At 43.3% G+C, this 18613-nt stretch carries 23 protein-coding genes; 16 read left to right on the top strand and 7 right to left on the bottom strand.

What is annotated here, in order from left to right; genetic code table 11:
* The first annotated feature begins 161 nt into the window (after nt 1–161).
* Nucleotides 162–1601 (top strand): MFS transporter, encoded by a 1440-nt coding sequence (locus F1737_RS10945; RefSeq protein WP_317136615.1) that lies wholly within the window; start codon nt 162–164, stop codon nt 1599–1601.
* Nucleotides 1602–1644: 43 nt separating this feature from the next.
* Here the strand turns inward: F1737_RS10945 and F1737_RS10950 are convergent, their stop codons facing one another.
* The gene (locus tag F1737_RS10950; protein ID WP_317136616.1) at nt 1645–2214 is read right to left on the bottom strand and encodes a DUF2115 family protein; all 570 of its coding nucleotides are present in this window, start codon (nt 2212–2214) and stop codon (nt 1645–1647) included.
* Nucleotides 2215–2521: 307 nt separating this feature from the next.
* On the opposite strand from F1737_RS10950, the gene F1737_RS10955 reads away from it, so the two are divergent.
* The 13 genes from F1737_RS10955 to F1737_RS11015 all read left to right on the top strand — a co-directional run bounded on the left by F1737_RS10955 (nt 2522) and on the right by F1737_RS11015 (nt 12273).
* On the top strand, nt 2522–3169 hold the full coding sequence (locus tag F1737_RS10955; protein WP_317136617.1) for a metal-dependent transcriptional regulator: 648 nt from the start codon (nt 2522–2524) through the stop codon (nt 3167–3169).
* Between the two features lie 19 nt (nt 3170–3188).
* Complete coding sequence (gene feoB, locus F1737_RS10960; protein WP_317136618.1) at nt 3189–5042, top strand: ferrous iron transport protein B; 1854 nt, start codon at nt 3189–3191, stop codon at nt 5040–5042.
* A gap of 227 nt (nt 5043–5269) precedes the next feature.
* Nucleotides 5270–5731: a hydrogenase maturation protease gene (locus F1737_RS10965; RefSeq protein WP_317136619.1), complete on the top strand. Its 462-nt coding sequence runs from the start codon at nt 5270–5272 to the stop codon at nt 5729–5731.
* 112 nt (nt 5732–5843) lie between these two features.
* A complete protein-coding gene (locus F1737_RS10970) occupies nt 5844–6473 on the top strand; it encodes a hypothetical protein (protein WP_317136620.1) in 630 nt (209 codons plus the stop codon).
* A complete protein-coding gene (locus F1737_RS10975; protein WP_317136621.1) occupies nt 6470–7024 on the top strand; it encodes a hypothetical protein in 555 nt (184 codons plus the stop codon). Before F1737_RS10970 ends, F1737_RS10975 begins: the two co-directional genes overlap by 4 nt.
* 25 nt (nt 7025–7049) lie before the next feature.
* Nucleotides 7050–7859: a cell division ATPase MinD gene (gene minD / locus F1737_RS10980; protein ID WP_317136622.1), complete on the top strand. Its 810-nt coding sequence runs from the start codon at nt 7050–7052 to the stop codon at nt 7857–7859.
* A complete protein-coding gene (locus F1737_RS10985) occupies nt 7849–8043 on the top strand; it encodes a hypothetical protein (protein WP_317136623.1) in 195 nt (64 codons plus the stop codon). The genes minD and F1737_RS10985 overlap by 11 nt, the downstream gene beginning before the upstream one ends.
* Nucleotides 8044–8098: 55 nt before the next feature.
* Nucleotides 8099–8344: a 4Fe-4S dicluster domain-containing protein gene (locus F1737_RS10990; RefSeq protein WP_317136624.1), complete on the top strand. Its 246-nt coding sequence runs from the start codon at nt 8099–8101 to the stop codon at nt 8342–8344.
* 126 nt (nt 8345–8470) lie between these two features.
* On the top strand, nt 8471–8908 hold the full coding sequence (locus F1737_RS10995) for a hydrocarbon binding protein (contains V4R domain) (protein ID WP_317136625.1): 438 nt from the start codon (nt 8471–8473) through the stop codon (nt 8906–8908).
* Between the two features lie 15 nt (nt 8909–8923).
* Entirely contained in the window at nt 8924–9841 is a 918-nt protein-coding gene (locus F1737_RS11000; RefSeq protein WP_317136626.1) for an NADH-quinone oxidoreductase subunit B family protein, read from the top strand.
* Nucleotides 9838–11214, top strand: a complete 1377-nt coding sequence (locus F1737_RS11005; RefSeq protein WP_317136627.1) for a Ni/Fe hydrogenase subunit alpha — start codon at nt 9838–9840, stop codon at nt 11212–11214. Before F1737_RS11000 ends, F1737_RS11005 begins: the two co-directional genes overlap by 4 nt.
* Before the next feature lie 25 nt (nt 11215–11239).
* Complete coding sequence (locus F1737_RS11010) at nt 11240–11590, top strand: roadblock/LC7 domain-containing protein (RefSeq protein ID WP_317136628.1); 351 nt, start codon at nt 11240–11242, stop codon at nt 11588–11590.
* The gene (locus tag F1737_RS11015) at nt 11587–12273 is read left to right on the top strand and encodes a roadblock/LC7 domain-containing protein (protein ID WP_317136629.1); all 687 of its coding nucleotides are present in this window, start codon (nt 11587–11589) and stop codon (nt 12271–12273) included. Before F1737_RS11010 ends, F1737_RS11015 begins: the two co-directional genes overlap by 4 nt.
* A gap of 38 nt (nt 12274–12311) precedes the next feature.
* Here the strand turns inward: F1737_RS11015 and nadC are convergent, their stop codons facing one another.
* The 6 genes from nadC to F1737_RS11045 all read right to left on the bottom strand — a co-directional run bounded on the left by nadC (nt 12312) and on the right by F1737_RS11045 (nt 16558).
* A complete protein-coding gene (gene nadC, locus F1737_RS11020; protein WP_317136630.1) occupies nt 12312–13169 on the bottom strand; it encodes a carboxylating nicotinate-nucleotide diphosphorylase in 858 nt (285 codons plus the stop codon).
* A 10-nt stretch (nt 13170–13179) separates the two neighbouring features.
* A complete protein-coding gene (gene nadA, locus F1737_RS11025; protein WP_317136631.1) occupies nt 13180–14076 on the bottom strand; it encodes a quinolinate synthase NadA in 897 nt (298 codons plus the stop codon).
* Between the two features lie 15 nt (nt 14077–14091).
* Nucleotides 14092–14850, bottom strand: coding sequence for an aspartate dehydrogenase (gene nadX / locus F1737_RS11030; protein WP_317136632.1), 759 nt, complete (start codon nt 14848–14850; stop codon nt 14092–14094).
* An 85-nt stretch (nt 14851–14935) separates the two neighbouring features.
* Entirely contained in the window at nt 14936–15319 is a 384-nt protein-coding gene (locus F1737_RS11035; protein ID WP_317136633.1) for a response regulator, read from the bottom strand.
* Nucleotides 15316–16224 (bottom strand): sensor histidine kinase, encoded by a 909-nt coding sequence (locus tag F1737_RS11040; protein ID WP_317136634.1) that lies wholly within the window; start codon nt 16222–16224, stop codon nt 15316–15318. The genes F1737_RS11035 and F1737_RS11040 overlap by 4 nt, the downstream gene beginning before the upstream one ends.
* Nucleotides 16211–16558, bottom strand: coding sequence for a helix-turn-helix domain-containing protein (locus F1737_RS11045; protein WP_317136635.1), 348 nt, complete (start codon nt 16556–16558; stop codon nt 16211–16213). The genes F1737_RS11040 and F1737_RS11045 overlap by 14 nt, the downstream gene beginning before the upstream one ends.
* A 243-nt stretch (nt 16559–16801) precedes the next feature.
* On the opposite strand from F1737_RS11045, the gene artA (F1737_RS11050) reads away from it, so the two are divergent.
* Nucleotides 16802–17617, top strand: a complete 816-nt coding sequence (artA, locus tag F1737_RS11050; protein WP_317136636.1) for an archaeosortase A — start codon at nt 16802–16804, stop codon at nt 17615–17617.
* A gap of 102 nt (nt 17618–17719) precedes the next feature.
* Nucleotides 17720–18547: an archaeosortase A gene (artA, locus tag F1737_RS11055; RefSeq protein WP_317136637.1), complete on the top strand. Its 828-nt coding sequence runs from the start codon at nt 17720–17722 to the stop codon at nt 18545–18547.
* Nucleotides 18548–18613: the final 66 nt, after the last annotated feature.

The following is an 18613-nucleotide window of genomic DNA, read 5'->3' on the forward strand; positions in this document are numbered from 1 at the left end:
CCCAATTTTTAATGCCCCCCGGGATTTGTAATTACACCTTCACGGTTCTTTTTTGTTAAATCTCCAATCATTGTTAATCCGGATTTATCATGCACTCAATTTTTTATTGAAAAGGAAGATACATATTTACTAACCGGAAAAATAAGGAGTTTTTCTAAAAGATGCCTGAAAACAACAAGCAAAAAGCAGCATTCGGCCTCCTGCTGATGACAATCGCCCTTGCAGCTTTTATGAGTTCACTCGATGCCACAATCGTTAACATCGCACTTCCTACCATATCAACCGATTTCGGAATCTCCTCGGGAACTGTTGCATGGGTATCACTTGCATATCTGATAATACTAAGCAGCTTCATGCTGGCTTTTGGAAAAATTGCAGACAATAAAGGCTATAAAAAAATATTTATTGCGGGTTTTGCCGTATTTACACTCGGATCGCTACTGTGCGGGATAATGCCTTTCTTATTTGAAAATTTCTGGTATCTGGTTTTTTTCCGTGTAATACAGGCAATAGGCGCCTCAATGCTCTCAGGCCTTGGTGCAGGGATGGTCGCGGTATATCTTCCGGCTGATCTGAGGGGACGGGGCCTTGCCGTTTCAACTGTCATGGCATCGATAGGACTTGCCGCCGGACCTTTCCTTGGAGGTATTTTCACCCAGTATGCCGGCTGGCACTGGATATTCCTTGTGAATATCCCGGTCGGAATTCTTGGTATAATAATGGGACTCAGGCATCTGCCTCCCGACAAAAAAGCCCCGGGTAAGTTCATATTTGATTATGCAGGCTCAATTCTGGTATTCCTCTGTATAGCATCAGGAATATTTGCACTCAATATGGGCGCAGAAAAAGGGTGGGCATCTCCTTTTATTCTTGGATCATTCGTATTTTGTGCAATTTCATTTTTGCTCTTCATCATAAATGAAAAAAGACATGTAAATCCGCTTTTGGATCTCTCTATATTCAAAAACAGAAACTTTTCATTCGCAAATGCATCCGCGGCAATTATAATGCTTCTTTTTACAGGTGCAACATTCCTCTTCCCCTTCTATCTGGAGTATGTAAAGGAGTTCCCCCCTGCGGTATCAGGAATAATACTTGTTGTGCCGTCCATTGCAATGATCATAGCCGGCCCTGTTGCCGGGATAATATCTGACAGAAGCGGTTCGAGAAATATCTGCACTGTTTCATCTGTTATCTGCGGCATTTCGTTTCTGATGTTTTCCATGCTTGACAGCAGTTCATCCCTTCCCTTTCTGGTTGCAGGCCTCGGAATGATGGGATTCTCGGCAGGACTCTTCATACCGGCTAACAGCAACCTGATATTTTCATACACAAAGCGTGAGGATTCAGGGATTATCTCAAGCCTTATGATGACTGTAAGGGATACTGGTGCTTCTGTCGGAGTGGCAGTCTTTGAGACAATATTTGCCGCCATAATCTATGCGGAAATTGCGGCATATCATATCACATCAACCGCACCGGTGGAGATTAAAAGAGGACTCCTTGTTTCAGGATTTCAGCTTACCTTCCTTTCTGCCGCAGTCATCTGCATAGTTGCAATAGCCTTCTCGTATTTTGCAAAGGACAGGGAAAAAATCTAAAAAATAATATTTTAAAAAAGAAGATATGAGAAGGAAATATCTTTTATCCCTTGAAATTGGTAAAATAATTCTGGATATGCCCTTCTTTTTCCTTTCTCTTCCGGTGATTTTTTGAGTAGCTGAGCATATACTCACTCGACTGTTTTGCAGGGCAGAAAGGACAGAGTGAATACAAAACATCATCGGCCTTGTCCCTTACAGGACAGAAATATTCGCCGTAATCCTCCTCAACACTGCTTCCTCCGGGGAACGGGGTTCCAGCAGGGTGGGCGGGTTTTTCAAGAACAAACATCGTAAAACCTGCAAGAAGGTATTTCAGATAAAGATGGAGAGGATCTTTTTCACATGCCTTCCCCCTGCATGCCATAAGCACCATCTTCCAGTATTGAGAAGATTTCTTATCGGGTGCTTTTAGGAAATCATTGTATTTTCTCTCCCTGTGAAGAAGCATAAGCTCATGGTACGTGTCAAATATCTGTTCACCGACTTTTTCAAGGAGCTTTTCTCTGTATCTTTCATCAATATGAACAGTTTTTTCCCTGAAATTTTCCATCATTTCGTTAAAGCATTTTAGCGGGTATTTCTCAATCTCGTTTCCGATAAGATCAATCATTTCATTTTTGGTTCTTGCCTGCGATAGAACGGTGCAGAGAATTGTAATGTCATGTATCCTCTCGGAATACCTGGAAAGGATCTCACACTCTTCACCCGTCCCTGCTTCCGCTGTATCCTGAAGCAGACAAAAAAGCTCCTCTTGACCCCTGCTTTCACTTTCAGCCCTGCCCCTTTTAAAAATTCTTGAAAAAATGTCTATTATTCACACGCCCTTTTTAGTGTTATTAATGATTTGTTTAGGTTTTTAGATTTTTTCCTAACAATACCAATATTTTTGTTTTCAAAGATTGAAAATCTGATGATTTATGCAACAGTCTGAATACGAAGATTACCTTGAAGCTATAATAAACAACTCGTTTGATTCACTTTCAGTGGAATCTGTCAGGAATCTGGCGGCGGCCCTTAATAAAGGGGAGGAGGAGATAACAGATGATCTCCACTCTCTTGAAGAGATGGGATTCCTGACAATCAAAGCTGACGGAAGTCTTAATTTAACACCCGAAGGAATAAAAACCGGCAACTGTATCATAAAAAAGCACAGGGTTCTCGAGTGTTTCCTGACAGAAATGCTCGGAGTCGAGCCGGAAACAGCCTCAAAGGAGGCCTGCGAACTTGAACACAGTGCCTCAGAAGATACAATAAAGAGGCTTAAGAATTATCTTAACCGTCCGGGCCCGTGCAGACACAGATTTCACGGAGGTTTTGAGGAGAGGGATTCATGCGACATGCATCCGCTCACAGACTTTGCCGAGGAGGATATCGTAAAAGTGCTCTGCACAATGGGGGGTTACAGGAGGACAAACAGGCTGAATGATCTGGGTGTAATACCTGATGAAAAGATAAAAATCACAAGGAAGCTTGCCAACGGATCGATGGTTGTAATAATTAAAGGCTGTGAGGTTGCACTCAGCCCCGAGATTGCAAAGTCGGTCTTTGTCAGTAAAGAGAAATAATATTCAGGTTTTCGTTTTTATGAAATTCGGATTGATAGGAAACCCAAACGTAGGCAAATCGCTCATATTCAACCAGCTGACAGGAATCGGAGTTGAGATATCAAACTTTCCCGGCACTACTATCGGCATGTACTCAGGTAGCGTCTGCTACCAAAACGAAAGATTTGAGATAGTTGACTTCCCGGGGATTTATTCACTTGACGGAGTCTCTGAGGAGGAGACGGAAGTCCGCCAGTGCCTTATCAAAAAAGAGATTGACACTCTTATAATTGTCCTGGATGCAAAGCATCTTGAGAGAAACTTCTATCTTCTCCTCTCAGTATCCGAGTACCGTATTCCCGCAATAGTCGTCATAAACATGATGGACGAGGCGGAAAAACAGGGGATCATAATTGACTCTCAAAAACTCTCGGAAATACTCGGGTGCCCTGTAATTGAGACCGCAGCTTCAGAAGGGAAAAACATAGAGAAAATTATCCCCGAAGCTATTCAAAATTCAAGCCTTATTTCACACAAAATCCCTTATAACCGAAGCATTGAAGCGGGAGTGCGAAGCCTTGTAAAGCTCAGCAACTGCGAAAGGAGAGATGCACTGCTTGCACTGCAGGGAATCGGCGATGACCCTGAACTTATTGAAACAGCAGCAACAATCTCTGATGAAATAGAGGAGCATCACAGGATGTCTGTTCACCAGATACTTGCCGCAAACCTCCACAATGAGGCTGAAAAGCTTGCATCAGAGGTGACAAAAACAGGTAAAAACGAATTCTCTTTCGGAATCGACAGACTTTTGACCCGCTCTTTTCCGGGCATCCCCCTGATGCTTTTCATCCTTCTCTCAACACTTCTCTGCGTATTCTTTATTGGATCGTTTCTTGAGGAGATTATTGTAGAACTTTTTGACAATTTGCTGATAAACCCAATGTTCTCTCTTGGTCTGTCTCCTTTCTGGGAGGAGATCGCGTTCTCGGTTTTAATCGCACTTCAGGCAGGACTTGGGATTGCGTTTCCGTTCGTCTTCACCTTCTATATTCTGGTATCAATACTTGAGGACTCGGGGTATATGACAAGAGCAGCCTTTCTTGCAGACCGTGCCATGCACAGGGTGGGAATGCACGGACAGGCATTAATTCCGATGGTTCTGGGATTCGGATGCAATGTTCCTGCAATTATGAGCATCAGACAGCTTACAAAAAGAGAGAAAATAATCGCCTCATTTTTAATCACAATGGTGCCCTGCTCGGCACGCACAGTCATAATTGCAGGGATTGTGGCGGTATTTGTCGGAATACCTGCCGCTTTCTCAGTATATCTGATAATATTTGTTCTAATTATTCTGACAGGACTTGTTCTGACAAGGATTACTCCCGGTGATCAGTTCGGGATGATACTTGAGATGTCTCCGTTAAGAAGACCAAAACCAAAGCAGACTCTTTCACGTGCCTGGCTTCACATGAAGGAATTTTTGTTCATCGCAATGCCTCTTCTTCTGGTAAGCAGCGTAATCCTGGGGGTTCTTCAGTACGCAGGGATTGTTCAGGCATTCCAGGATATGCTTGCACCGGTTATGGAAAGTGTTCTCGGACTCCCCGATTATGCATCAACATCACTATTGTTTGGAATTCTCAGAAAGGAAATGGCATTTGAGACGCTTGCAATACTTGCCGGAACAGCGGATTTGGGATCTGTGATGACAGCAGTACAGCTTTACATATTTGCGATTGTCAGTGTCCTCTTTGTTCCGTGTATCTCGACAATTGCAGTTCTTTACAGGGAGATGGGATTAAAGATTGCGTTTATGGTCTCATTTTACACACTCTCACTTGGATTAATTGCAGGATTTTTGTTAAACATTATGTTCAAGGCGATCTGATTATACATCCAAATCTTTTCCTTTCTTCCGACCGGAAAATCCGGCTGAAAATGACAGATATCTCCGGATTCTGGCTGTAAATCCCGGAAAGCTCAGAAAAAATTCTGAAAAGTATGATTAGAAACCCGTAAATTATAACTGAAAATCAGTGTATTTTAATATCACAAAGGGCATAAAAGACTAAACCTGCAATATCCAAAATACTGAATTTTAAAAAAGTGTTCCACATGATACCGGTAAAAACACGAATAATCGCCTGCGGAAATCCGCTTATGGGAAATGACGGCGTAGGACTTAAGGTCATGGAGATGCTTCTTTTAAAAAATCCGGCTCTTGATATAATTGACGGCGGGACCGGTGGTCTTGGCCTTATACCGGATATGGAAGGATATGACAGGATCATCATTGTCGATGCGATGATAGGAATTGGAAAAAACAAAGGCGATGTATTGGTCTTTACAAAGACACCACCTGTAAATCCCTCACAGTTTTCCATTCACGATGCCGGAATTTCTGAAGTAATAGAAATCGCCGCGCATCTGATACCCGAAACAGAGATTATAACATTGGGAATCGAAGCAGGGAGCATAAAAGAATATACTGCCACTCCTGACCCCGAGGTTATCAGAGGTGCAGAAAAAGCATCGGACTGCATTGAAAAGATACTGGCCGGCGAAATATTTTTTTGAAATCTGTCAATTTACGACAGATTCGTTAATCCCTCCTATAATATTATCAAGGAAACATTTTTGAAAAAAATAAATGAGAACATTAATAATGTTTCTTACAGTCATTTGAAATATGCAACTGCCCAGAGGCAGATTTGAACGTTTTATTCGCGACGGCAATATCGAAGCGATATTTTCCGAAATAAAGGAAAAACAGTTCTCAGGTTTGTGCTCAGGCATATTCGGGGATCTTGAAGGAGAACTGATTTTCAGCAAAGGAAGAGTTATCTTAGCTGAAGCTTTGGGTAAATCCGGAGATGAAGCTCTTTTTTTGATCCTTAAAAATCCAAAAGGGGCAGTTACAGCAGAACAGTCAGGATATACAGAGGCCCAGATAAAGCTTTCAATGGAATTTAATCCGGGATTTAAAACCTCTGAAGAGTCAGACAAACCACCGGCCTCTTCTGACTATTCTACAAAAATAAAGCCTGAAATCATTGTACAGAAAGCAGCACCAGAGACATATCAGAGACGCGAAAGCCCGTTAAAACCGAAATTTCCAGAGCCTTTTGAAAGACTGCCGGAGAAATCAGATACAGAAGAAACGGATAATTTAAAAGACGATTCTCTTATACTTGCGATGAGTCTGGAAGAAATAAAGTCAATAGAGGATAACTTCCGCTCAAATGCAAAAGAGCTGCTCAGAAAAATCCATCTTGAACATCTAATTGAAGAAAAATTACAAGAAGAGGAAAACAAATGAGCACGATAGATCCGTTCCTGTATTTATACACCATTCTCACACTAATGGCAGTGATTCTTGTTGCCGTACTGATCACAAACGTCAACACATTCCTGTACACAAAGCGGCTTTTTGAAAAGCTTGAAAAGATGGAGAAAACGGCAATTCCAAATATTCCTGAAGAAAGGGCAAAAGCACCGGTAGCACCGGTAAAAGAAGACAGATTTTTTAAACTGAAAGAAAAAAACCCAGAAGATATCTATCTTCACGGCACAATAGAAGAAAATCTGCCGGTTTTATCCGATACTTACAGCCTCTCCTCTTTTACAATGGCAACATCAGACGGGCTGGTCATAAGCTCGACAAAAACGCATCCCGAAGAAGATGCGGCAAAATACAGTCACCTCTACAATATGAACAGACAGCCGGATGACCCGAAAACAAGGCTTACAGGCGTTTCTTTCAGGGGAGGCACCGTAATAGGCATAATGAAATCAGATACAGAACTGCCTGAAGGGGTTTTGGAACTGATTAAACGGGATATCAGCTTTATTTTGCGGAAAAATCTATGATATCCTCATGATTGGGATGATTTAAATGACGACAGTATTTACAATTGCTTCCGGGAAGGGAGGAACGGGCAAAACAACAGTAACAGCAAATCTCGGCTCAATGCTTGCCTACCACAAAAAGCGGACATACATCATTGATGCCGATATGGGCATGGCAAATCTCGGCCTAATTCTCGGCCTTGACGGTATGCCTGTTACACTGCACGATGTTCTTGCAGGAGAGGCATCGGTAAAAGAGGCAGCATACCCCGGGCCATTCGGAGTAACTGTTGTTCCAAGCGGACTCTCTCTTGAAGGATTCAAAAATTCAGATCCCGAACGTCTGAGGGATGTTATGAGCGAACTTATCGGCGAGTGCGATATTTTGATAATCGATGCTCCGGCAGGGATCAACCATGACGGAATTGTCCCTCTTGCAATTGCCGATGAGGTAATACTGGTTGTAAACCCAGATCTTTCATCAATAGTTGATGCACTCAAGACAAAGATGCTCACAGAATTCATAGGCGGAAAAGTACGCGGTGCGATAATCAACCGTGTCACCAGTGTTGATGACACAATTACAAAAGACCAGATCGAAAATATGCTCAGTGTTCCGATTATCGGAATGATCCCCGAGGATGTAAATGTAAGACGTGCCTCTGCAAACAGAATGCCTGTTGTTGCAAAGTACCCGACATCAGAGGCTTCACGTGCGTTTAGGAGAATCTCAAGTTCACTTACAGGTGTTCACTACCCTGAAGACGACAAAATGGAGAATAATACAGGTAAAAAAGAGGGTTTCATAGACCGTCTTGCGAGAGCACTTTTCCCGGGAGGTAAAGATGTCAACTGAAGAGTTTGCCATTATCGCACTGATTGTTTCGAATGTTTTCTTTCTTTTTATTATCTGGATTATGCATATTCGAATTCGTCAGCTTATCGGAGATGTTAATGAACTGGGACAAAGGATGGAATTTTCAGACAATGAAATAGAAGTCCTCGCAGAAGCAGTACGCGGAATAAACATTACAAAATAATTTTTCTTCCGAATCAGACTTTCTGCACCTTTAATATATTCAGGATTCCGGAATTATGATTGAAATTACCGTTGATGAAGATGCATGTGTCGGATGCGGCCTCTGTGTAAAAGACTGCCCGATGAAAGTGTTTGAATTAAAAGAAAACCACAGTTTTCCAAAAAGACCTGAAAACTGCATGGCATGCCTTTCCTGCCATGAGATCTGTCCTGCACAGGCTCTGGAGCACAAAGGAATTTACGCTGCAAAAAGGCACTATATCGACATACGTGTCTGTGAAATGCTCAACAGGGTGATTTAACTGACTGCAAGCTACGTTGATGAACTCTCGGAAAAGTTCACGACCGACATAAAGTACAGATCAGAGGATATACCCCTGAACTGTATCCCGCCTGCAAAGGAGATTGAGGAGACTCTTCACGGTGTTATGAAGCTTAACGGGCTTATCATCCGTTCACTCGAAGAGATTGCCGGGCGTGGTGCAAATGCCGTAACCTTCAGGGCAGGAAAAAAGTTCGGCCACGAGATTGCAAGATATTTTCAGAAAAAAGATGACATTGAAGAGGCACTTCACGAACTCTCCGACCTTCTCCAGGGGCAGTACAGCTTTGAGGTCTGGAAACCGCAGGGGAGCGGCACATTCATAATCGAGGAGAAGGGCGAGAGGTTCATCTATCTTGTATTTCACGACTGCATCGTAAGGCAGACGCTCAGGAGAAACGGCCAGGCACAGGCAGGAGCACTCTGCCAGACATTATGCGGCTACGTGGTCGGTGCAATTGAGGAGATCACAGGGATGAGGGTAAAGCTTGAGATCATGCACACAGGCCCGAACTCATGCCTGAAAAAACTGATATTTAAGTGAGGGAGGGCAGGCCTGATGAAAATTGCAATTGAAGAGCTTGCAGGATGTTCGGGATGTACAATAGCGGTTCTCGACCTGCATGAGGTTATTCTTGATATTTTAAACGAAGCTGAGATCGTCTATTCTCCCGTTATAATGGATGTAAAAGAGCCGCCCGACGAAATTGACATCGCCTTTGTAACCGGTGCGGTCCGAAACGAGGAGAACATGGAAAGGCTCAAAAACATCAGGAAAAAGGCAAAAACCCTTGTGGCTCTCGGAACCTGTGCCTGTTACGGAGGTATTTCCGGACTTTCGATGCTGAGCAGCAATGAGGAGATATTCAACACCGTTTACAGAGGCGTTGATACGGTAAAAGAGGACGGCGTTATTCCAACCGATGTCCCGCCTTTCACGTACAGGGCCTTTGCTGTTGGTGATCTGGTAAAGATGGACTATTACATCACAGGATGTCCGCCAAAAGAGCAGTACTTAAAACAGATAATTCCCGCCCTATTAAAGGGTGATATAGCCGAACTTTCCAGAAAATCGGTCTGTTCCGAATGCGACAGGAAGATGGGTTCTGTTGAAGGGTGGCATCTTAAAAGGAGATACGAGGGAAAACCTGACCGTGAGCACTGTCTTCTGGGTCAGGGTTATCTCTGTCTCGGCCCTGTGACTTTCGGGAGATGCAATGCAGCATGCCCGAAGAACAATATCCCGTGTCACGGGTGCAACGGACCTTCACTTGACATATTAAGAGAGCCGTGCCGCGATCTTTACAATATGATGGTCAGAAGAATCTCGGATTTAACGGACAGACCGGAAAAGGAGATTGAAAAGGAACTCTACGATGTTTCCCACACCATGTATCCGTTCACCATAGGGAGTCTGATTATGGAGGATAAGGAGAATTCAAAGATTCGTGATCTTGTACAGGAGAGATCACGGTGAAAGAGATTACCATAAACCCGGTCACAAGAATTGAAGGCCATGCAAAAGTCAGAATCAATCTTGATGACAATGACAATGTAGAGTCAGCACATTTTCAGGTTGTCGAGCTGAGGGGATTTGAGAAGTTTTTAATCGGTTCCGCCGTTGAGGAAGCACCGAGGATTACACCACGCATCTGTGGCATATGCCCGACATCGCACCATATCGCCGCTGCAAAGGCATGTGATCAGATCTTCGGCGCAGAGCCTACAGATACCGGAAAAAAGCTCAGGGAACTTATGATGCTCGGGCAGTTCATACACTCCCACTCGCTTCACTTCTTCATGCTTGCATCACCTGACTTTTTAATAGGCCACGATGCTCCGGCAGAGGAGAGAAACATTGTGGGTCTTGTTAAAAAATCTCCGGACCTTGCAAAAAAAGCCATTTCCGCAAGAAAATTCGGGCAGCGCCTGACAGAAGCACTTGGCGGAAAACCGATTCACCCGACAACATGTATACCGGGAGGAATCTCAAACAGCCTCACGGAGCAGAAAAGAGCGGAACTCCTTGAAATGGCAAGGCCAACCCTTGATATTGCAAGGGAGGGCTGGTCTGTTGCAAGAGGCATAATGAATAATACTGACACTGATTTCGGAGCAGTTGAGACGGCATTCATGGGAATTGAAAAGAACGGGCGTTTTTCAGTTTACGACGGGGATGTCAGCATTCTCTCAAAGGAGAATGTTAAAACGGGATCTTTTTCAGGAGTAGAATACCCAGATTACCTCAACGAATACTCTGAAGACTGGTCATATCTCAAGTTTACGAGGCTTTATAACGGCGAATATTACCGTGTCGGCCCGCTTGCAAGGCTCAATATTGCAGAAGAGATGGGAACGCCCGAGGCCGATTCGGGACTTGATGAATACAGGGAAACATTCGGCCGGTTCACCCAGGCAACTCTTGCATACAATCCTGCAAGGTATCTGGAATTTCTCTCATGCTGCGAGAGGGCAGTCTCCCTTCTCGCTGATCCTTCAATCTGCGGGACTGATACAAGGACTCCGGCAGAGGGAGTGGTAAACGAAAGAGGTGTCGGCATCATCGAAGCTCCGCGCGGAACTCTTATTCACGACTATTCTGTTGATGAAAACGGATTTATAACAAAATGCAACCTTATCGTTGCAACATGCCAGAACAATTACGGAATGGACAGGGGGGTAGAGGATGTCGCAGGAAAAGTCGTTGAAAACGGAAATCTCAGTGAAAGTGCCGCAAACAAGATAGAGATGGTGATAAGGGCGTATGATCCATGTATATCATGCGCAACCCATGCAATCGGGAAAATGCCGCTCAATATCGAGTTCTGTCGCAACAGAAATATAATCTAAAAAAAAGAAAGGAGGTTTTAGGAACATGTTAAAACAAATTCTGAGTGAATTTCTTCAGCTCGACGGGGTTACGGCCGTTGTTATTGCCGGCCGTGACGGGTTTGTAATCGAGAGTGCCTCGGTCTCAGGGGATGTGGATATAGAGGCACTCGGAGCAATGGCATCAACCGGGCTTGGAACATCAGAGGCGATGAGCAGGGAGCTTGGAAAGGTTGAGATGCAGCAGGTAATCGTAGAGCTCGAAGAAGGGCCGATCCTGATCTCACCTCTTTCAGAGGATGAACTCATTGCAATCGTTGCTGACAGAAGCGTAAACGTCGGCCGTATCAGATATGAACTAAAGAAAAACAGGGAAAGAATTATCGCCGCCTTATGATACCCAAACTGCCCGATGGAGAGCCTGTTGCAGCAATGCAGGCATCACTTTCTCAGATTTTAACACTCAGTCCGGATTTTTCCGGAATTATACTAACAGACATTGAAAACGTAGAGTCCTTTTTAATTGCGGAAAAGGGCAGACCAGTCGCTTCATCCTATTCTGCAGGGGATCTGAAAGTCAAAGGTGATCAGGCATACCAGAAACTCGGCACGAGGGACATTATCGGGTGCAGACTTTTTAGATATACCAAGGAACAGATTGATGAGGCAAAAAAGCTCCTGCCTCCTGACTATTTAATTCCCGAAAAACCTGAAGAAAAAAAGAGCAGAAAGACAGACGGGGAAGGCGCCCTGTCACCCAAAACACTCGAAGGACTCAAAAAACAGCCGGGAGTTAAGGCGGTATCGGTTTTTTATGAGGGTTTTGCCCTGATGTCTGCCGGAGAGGCTGATTTTGATCAGATTGCCGCAGTCGCAGAGGATCTTGTCCGTGCAGGAAAGCAGATTACTGATGATCTGGTAATGGGCAGACTTTCACAGCTCATTATCGAAACTCCTGAGGGAAAACTGATCATATCGCCAATAAAAGATCTTTTCATCTGTGTACTTGCAGAAACAAACGCAAACTTAGGGCTTATACGCCTTGCACTTCAGTCAGTCAGGGAAAAACCCTGGGAATAATTTCTCTCGTACATTAAAAAATTTAAAAAAAATATTTTTCAGATATTTATTTTGACTTTCTGAAGGCCGGGTTTCATATCCAGAGACACGTCAAAATTTCTAACAGAGTGGGTTAACGCCCCGAGGCTGATTATATCAATTCCTAATCCGGCATATGAAAGGATATTCTCTTCAGTTATTCCTCCGGAGACCTCAACTGTTAAGAAATCCCTGACGCCCATACCTTTTAGCTCCTCTAATGCCTCTGATATACTTTCAGGCGCCATGTTGTCAAACATTATGATATCAGCCCCGGCATCGGCGGCCGTCATGGCATCTTTTACGCTCTCAACCTCAACTTCAATTTTTTTGTATTTTGTATATTCACGTGCCTTTTTTATTGCCTCTTTTAACGGACAGAGCATGAGATGATTGTCTTTTATTAAATACCCGTCTGAGAGGTTATACCGGTGCGGATCGCCGCCGCCGAGAATTATTGCCTTTTTGTCAAATTCCCTGAGTCCGGGTGCTGTCTTTCTGGTACCGGCAATTTTAACATCAGGATTTTGTTTTGAAACTGCAAGACTTAATTTCCTGGTTTTTGTTGCAATCCCGCTCATCCTTCCGATGATATTTAATGCCGTTCTCTCGACAGTCAGGATAGCCGCTGCCTTTCCCAAGATTTCCATCACCACATCACCCTGTTTTACGGGACTGCCGTCACTTACAGGGATCTTTACAGAGAGACCAAAATACTCAAAGAGAATTTTTGCCTCCTTTAGTCCCGCAATTATGCCTGTCTCCTTTGCAACTATTACAGCCGAGGCAATCACATCCGGAACTACGGCTTCTGATGTTATGTCCCCTCCGGAGATGTCTTCTTCGAGGAAACTGAGAAGTTTTTCATGCATTGCCATGGCCGAACTTTCACCTGCTTAATGCAATCATTTTTTCAATAGCTTTTCCGGCCCTTTTCATAATATCTTCAGGCAGGGTTATCTCCGGTTTTTCATCCAGAAGAGCTTTTTTCAGGATTTTTGGAGTTATCAGCTTCATATCTTCACAGACAGCTGTTTCGAAGCCTTTGAACTCCTTTAGAGGGAACTCGGTTTTGAGACGGTAAACCATGTCCTTTTCTGTTAAAACAATCCATTTGTCCGATTTAAATGCATTTTTTACCATTCCGCCGGTTGAAGCAACAAGGTCGCATCTGTCTCTGACAGCCTTCGGGCATTCAGGGTGGCAGACCGTCATGTATCCTTCTCCCCTGAATTTTTCAGCCATCTCTTCCGTGAACGCCTGGTGTACCGGACAGTGGCCGCCTTTTGGCAGGGGTATTATCTTCTTATCAGGAATCTGCTCCTGCACCCATGATGCAAGGTTTGAGTCAGGCCCGAACAGGATTGTATCCGATTCAAGTGAGGCAACAACAGACACCGCATTTGCCGAGGTGCAGGTTATATCTGCCTCTGCCTTTGACTCGGCGCTTGAATTGACATACAAAACAACCTGTGCACCTGGATATTTTTTCCTGGCGTCAATTACCATTTCAGGGGTCAGGTAATCTGCAAGGGGACATCCGGCTTCTTTTACCGGGAGAATTACTTTTTTTCCAGGGTTTAGTATTTTAGCGGTTTCTGCCATAAACAAAACACCGCAGAATACAATTATATCCTCCTTTGCATCTTTTGCACGTATTGCCAGTTCAAGACTGTCTCCGGTATAGTCTGCAAGCCTCTGGATCTCTTCAGGCTGGTAATTGTGCGCAAGGATTACTGCATTTTTTTCCTTTTTTAATCTGAGAATTTCTTCAGTGAGAGTCATGATTATCGCTATATTTCATGTTCCGATTATTATCGCTTTTTCAAGATTGTTCAGAAGCGTTATTATTGAGAGGGCTGCGAGGTAACTTGTTGCAGGATTTTCGGGACACGGATTATTTTTAATTTTAAGATAGAAGTCTCCAAATTCCCCTTCCACAAAAATTTCGTGCATGTTTCTGTCAACTGCCGGGTCAGCCCAGAGTTCGACTTCCACCTCATGCCCTGATGCCAGTTCGAGTGCTACCGCAACATTTATGTTTTTTGGGTACTGTCTAATGCAATCGTCAGCTCTTCCCGAGAAGAGAAGTACTCTTTCCCCCGTGTTGATTCTAAGAGATCTCGGATTTTTTGTGGTTCTCAAAAGCAGCTTTGTAATCCCTGATATCTGTCCTATTTTCAGATTATCAAGTCCCATTATGGCACCGCTCGGGATTCTTATCTTTCTCCCCTCTTTCTCGGCAACTGAAATCAGGTGGTCTCTGAATTCCTTTTCCGCAAGTGCTCCGACTGAGAGTATTACAATGTCCTTTCCGGCTTTTAAGATCTCCTCTGCATGTGCCGTTACCGCAAAAACAGACGCAGCCTCAACCACTATGTCAATATCCTGCCGGATGAATTCTTCAAAACTGTCGTATGCAGGGGCGCCTGTTATTTCAGACAGGTGCTCTGCCCTTTCGCGTACCGCATCGTGAAGTGCAACAATATTTATGCCGGATTTATCTTTTGCTATTACTTCTGCAACGTTACCGCAACCAAGAAGGCCAACCCTGATCATTGTAATCTAATTAGTGGTAATTAAGGATTAATTGTTTTTGTGGTTTTGGAATTTTTTTGATAATTCTTTGAAATTAAAAAAAATATTATATTCCGTTCAGCTTCCCGGCAGCGTACTCAAGCATTTCGATAAGCTCCGACTCCCTTATAGGCTTTACAAGATACCCAAGTGGATCTGTCTTAAGGGCTCTCTCCCTCATACTCATATCAGAATATGCTGTTATGTAAATGACACGGAGACCATAATCCTCCAAAAGCCTCTCTGCCACTGAAACACCGTCCATATCTCCCTTAATATTAATATCCATCAGAACAATGTCCGGTCTTTCTCCGGCAACATTTGAAAATACCTTATCGCCCCTGTCCAGAACTCCGGTGACCCTGCATCCAAGCCTGTTTACCCTCTGTTCGATGTCCATTGAAATTATGGCATCGTCTTCAACAATGAGTATCTTAAGACCCTTAATCACTTTCTCACACTCCTTTCAGATTCTGAATTAAAGTTAATGATGAATTTTGCTCCGCCGTCAGATACAGCCTCAATAGTGCCTGACATCTGTCTCTCTACAAGATTTCTGACCATACTGATCCCAAGCGAGTCCGTCTTCTCAAGATCAAAATCTTTTGGAAGGCCGATGCCGTCATCTTCAACAATAAGCTTTATTAAATTCTTAGATGTCTCCTCAACAGTTATGGAGACACTGCCGCTTCTTCCATCTGCAAAGGAGTGAGAAAAAGCGTTTGACAAAAGCTCATTTAGCAAAAGTCCGAAAGGAATCGCAGTCTCAATAGGAATAAGGACTTTGCCGGCATGTACCAAAACCGTGATATCATCAGGGACAGACATCGAGGTTCTCAGGTCACCGGCAAGACTCACGATATATTCATTTGCCGATATGTGCTGCTGATCTTCATGGTGCATATTCTCGTGAACAAGCGAAAGCGCCATAATACGCCTTTGTGCCTCTGACAAAATGTTTTTCACCTGTTCATCCGCGACACCGGCGGACTGTATATTAATAAGGCTTGAGATCTGCTGAAGATTGTTCCTGATACGCAGGTGAATCTCATCGATCAGACGCTCTTTTTCACGAAGGGCCTTTCTGACCTCCGTTACATCCTCAAGAATAATTGTCATCCCCGGACTTCCATCGTCAAATACCGTCGGAATGAGTTTGACCAAAAAGAAGCACTCACCGCTTTCATCTTCCCATTCTATCTCTTTTGCCTCGCCTTCCCCCCTGAAAAGCTCGTTTATAGCCTTTAATACTGATACATTGGTCACTACCGGAAGGGAGGAGTCGGGCAGACGCATGCCTGCAAGTTCCTCGCGTTCGTAACCCGTGAAAGCCAGAAAATTGTCATTTGCCTGCAAGTTCCTCGCGTTCGTAACCCGTGAAAGCCAGAAAATTGTCATTTGCCTGAACAATCCTCTGATCACCTCCGAGAACGACAATCGCATCCGAAGAGAAGTCAAGCATCGCTGATATGGGGACACGGTGCGAGAGGAAATACACCTTTGCAACCCCTATGCTCCTCATATCAACATGACCGGAAATCAGCAGCATATTCAGATATTTTGATACTGAATTCCTGTTCATATTAAGAAGCCTGGAGATATCAGTGATACTAAGACCTCTTGGTTCGTCCTTTAGAAGTTCCATCACTCTGGACAGCTCTCTTTTGCTCTCTTCTATCTGTCTTGACATAAATTTCCCTGATTTTGTTAGTCTTTGGGATTCAAACTAATTAATTGTTACTCTTAATGATAGGCAATACTGCACCGGATGAATGTTCAATCTTACGAACCAGAGTCAATAATCTGTTTTTGCCGTCATAATTATTAAAAACAGTCCAGATGCGGTGTTAATTTAATTTGTCAGCCGCTTTTGCTGACACCACAGTAAGTATTTTTGCCGTATAAAATCAGATCAGTAAAGAGATATTTCATTATGGAGGCAATACTAGCAACAGTTTCATTCATATGCTTTGTAATTTTTCTGTTGCCGATAAAAACTAGAAATTATTTTGCAATAATTGCATGGTCATGCCTTCTGGCTTCCGTATTTGCAAATTTTCCAAAATACATATATGAAAACAATATAGCGTACCCCGCATTGGCGCTGATTTCAATTCCTCTTCTTTTGATTACGGCAAGAAATATTTTAAAGGAAAATGAAACCGTTCTTGCTGTCACAAAAGGGACTGCAGTGGCATTCCTGATATTTGCTCCCTTTGCATACGTGGAACAGATTGGAAACCTGCTTATTTTTGCAAACGTCGAAGTTATAAGTTTCATCCTTGACTCAATAGGATTCACTTACACCATGTCTGCTCCGGATATGTTCCTTCACGACATATTCCAGGTTGAAATAATTCTTGCATGCACAGGCATTCAGGCAATTGCAATAATGCTCGGACTGACCTTTGCAATACCTTCGACAACAAGGCAGAAGGCCCTCTCCATTGCAGTGGTAGTGCCGGTAATAGTTATCATGAATCTTTTCAGGAGCCTGTTTGTAATCATAACCTACACGGAACAGTGGTTTCCGTACTTCCCGGAAATTGCATCAAACGGGAATTACGGTTATGAAAGTTTTTTCTGGGCACATAATATAATATCGGAGTTCGGGATATCGCTTATTACAATAATAATCGTCATATATACCTTAATTCTGATTAACCCGGGAATAAAGGACTTCATGGCAAAAACCCTCTCCTTATACATCGGTGAGCTTAGACAGATGGCTGGTAAAAACAATCCCTGAAGAGATCAGTTTCTTCACAAATTTTTATAACCGGAATATTTGAGAGGGTGATTTTAAACCACACTCTTTATGAATGGTAAAGTCGCAGTTTAACCAACATTTATGGCTGAAATCCTGCTGTTGCTCTCGCTCATATTGTTTGCACTCTCTGTTGCTCCAACCGGATTCCGTGGTATTTTTGCCGCTGGAGGCTGGATATTTCTTGCAGTGGTTTTCTTTTCAATGTCATTTCATTACATATTTGAAAATGAGTTTGTATATCCGGCAGCAGCGGTAATCTCGGTTCCCCTGCTTTTCATAACAGTTAAGGGATGCCTTAAAAATGACAGAACCGCCCTTAACATAAGTTCTGTTGCCGCAATTGCATTTTTGATATATGCTGCAGTAGCATTATGGGAACCGCTTGCAACCTGGCTTATTGAAACACAGGTTGAAAACACCGTCTCTGCGCTGCTTGCAATAGGACATCCGGCATCTGTTTCACAGTGGGATACGATACTTAGCAACGGCTACATAGTCGTGATAACCCTCTCCTGCACGCCGGTTGTAGGCACCGCAATTATGCTTGGTGTTGCAATGGGCGTTGAAAGCTCCAAATTTCAGAAAATTATTGCATGTGTCTTTACCATAGCGACTCTTGCGGTACTCAACCTCTCCCGTCTTGTTTTTGTCGTTGTAGCATACTCGGAACAGTGGTTTCCTTACTTCCTTGACATTGCATCAAACGGATATCCGGGTTTTGAGAGCTTCTACTGGGCGCACAACGTAATCGGGAGAATCATATTCACAATACTTGGAATTGTAATCACAGGAGGGGGACTTGCGATTGTTGTTCCTGATGTCAGAAAGTTTTACAGTGATATTATTACTTTTTACTACTCAGGTGCAGTTGAAATAAAATCAACCTTTTTTAGAAAACTTAAATTATGATATAAAGTCAAGATTAATTAAAAAATAATTTATTCCAAATATCTTTTCCTAATAATATTACAGGAT

Source organism: Methanoplanus sp. FWC-SCC4 (assembly GCF_032878975.1).
In the GTDB taxonomy this organism is placed as follows: Archaea; Halobacteriota; Methanomicrobia; order Methanomicrobiales; family Methanomicrobiaceae; genus Methanochimaera; species Methanochimaera problematica.

Coding starts and splice junctions, on each gene's coding strand:
- F1737_RS10945 (WP_317136615.1), top strand. CDS start 162: ATGCCTGAAAACAACAAGCAAAAAGCAGCATTCGGCCTCCTGCTGATG.
- artA (WP_317136636.1), top strand. CDS start 16,802: ATGGAGGCAATACTAGCAACAGTTTCATTCATATGCTTTGTAATTTTT.
- F1737_RS10955 (WP_317136617.1), top strand. CDS start 2,522: ATGCAACAGTCTGAATACGAAGATTACCTTGAAGCTATAATAAACAAC.
- F1737_RS10970 (WP_317136620.1), top strand. CDS start 5,844: ATGCAACTGCCCAGAGGCAGATTTGAACGTTTTATTCGCGACGGCAAT.
- F1737_RS11000 (WP_317136626.1), top strand. CDS start 8,924: ATGAAAATTGCAATTGAAGAGCTTGCAGGATGTTCGGGATGTACAATA.
- F1737_RS10985 (WP_317136623.1), top strand. CDS start 7,849: ATGTCAACTGAAGAGTTTGCCATTATCGCACTGATTGTTTCGAATGTT.
- artA (WP_317136637.1), top strand. CDS start 17,720: ATGGCTGAAATCCTGCTGTTGCTCTCGCTCATATTGTTTGCACTCTCT.
- F1737_RS10995 (WP_317136625.1), top strand. CDS start 8,471: ATGAAGCTTAACGGGCTTATCATCCGTTCACTCGAAGAGATTGCCGGG.
- minD (WP_317136622.1), top strand. CDS start 7,050: ATGACGACAGTATTTACAATTGCTTCCGGGAAGGGAGGAACGGGCAAA.
- F1737_RS10965 (WP_317136619.1), top strand. CDS start 5,270: ATGATACCGGTAAAAACACGAATAATCGCCTGCGGAAATCCGCTTATG.
- feoB (WP_317136618.1), top strand. CDS start 3,189: ATGAAATTCGGATTGATAGGAAACCCAAACGTAGGCAAATCGCTCATA.
- nadA (WP_317136631.1), bottom strand. CDS start 14,076: ATGACTCTCACTGAAGAAATTCTCAGATTAAAAAAGGAAAAAAATGCA.
- F1737_RS10990 (WP_317136624.1), top strand. CDS start 8,099: ATGATTGAAATTACCGTTGATGAAGATGCATGTGTCGGATGCGGCCTC.
- nadX (WP_317136632.1), bottom strand. CDS start 14,850: ATGATCAGGGTTGGCCTTCTTGGTTGCGGTAACGTTGCAGAAGTAATA.
- F1737_RS11015 (WP_317136629.1), top strand. CDS start 11,587: ATGATACCCAAACTGCCCGATGGAGAGCCTGTTGCAGCAATGCAGGCA.
- F1737_RS10975 (WP_317136621.1), top strand. CDS start 6,470: ATGAGCACGATAGATCCGTTCCTGTATTTATACACCATTCTCACACTA.
- F1737_RS11045 (WP_317136635.1), bottom strand. CDS start 16,558: ATGTCAAGACAGATAGAAGAGAGCAAAAGAGAGCTGTCCAGAGTGATG.
- F1737_RS11010 (WP_317136628.1), top strand. CDS start 11,240: ATGTTAAAACAAATTCTGAGTGAATTTCTTCAGCTCGACGGGGTTACG.
- nadC (WP_317136630.1), bottom strand. CDS start 13,169: ATGGCAATGCATGAAAAACTTCTCAGTTTCCTCGAAGAAGACATCTCC.
- F1737_RS10950 (WP_317136616.1), bottom strand. CDS start 2,214: ATGATTGATCTTATCGGAAACGAGATTGAGAAATACCCGCTAAAATGC.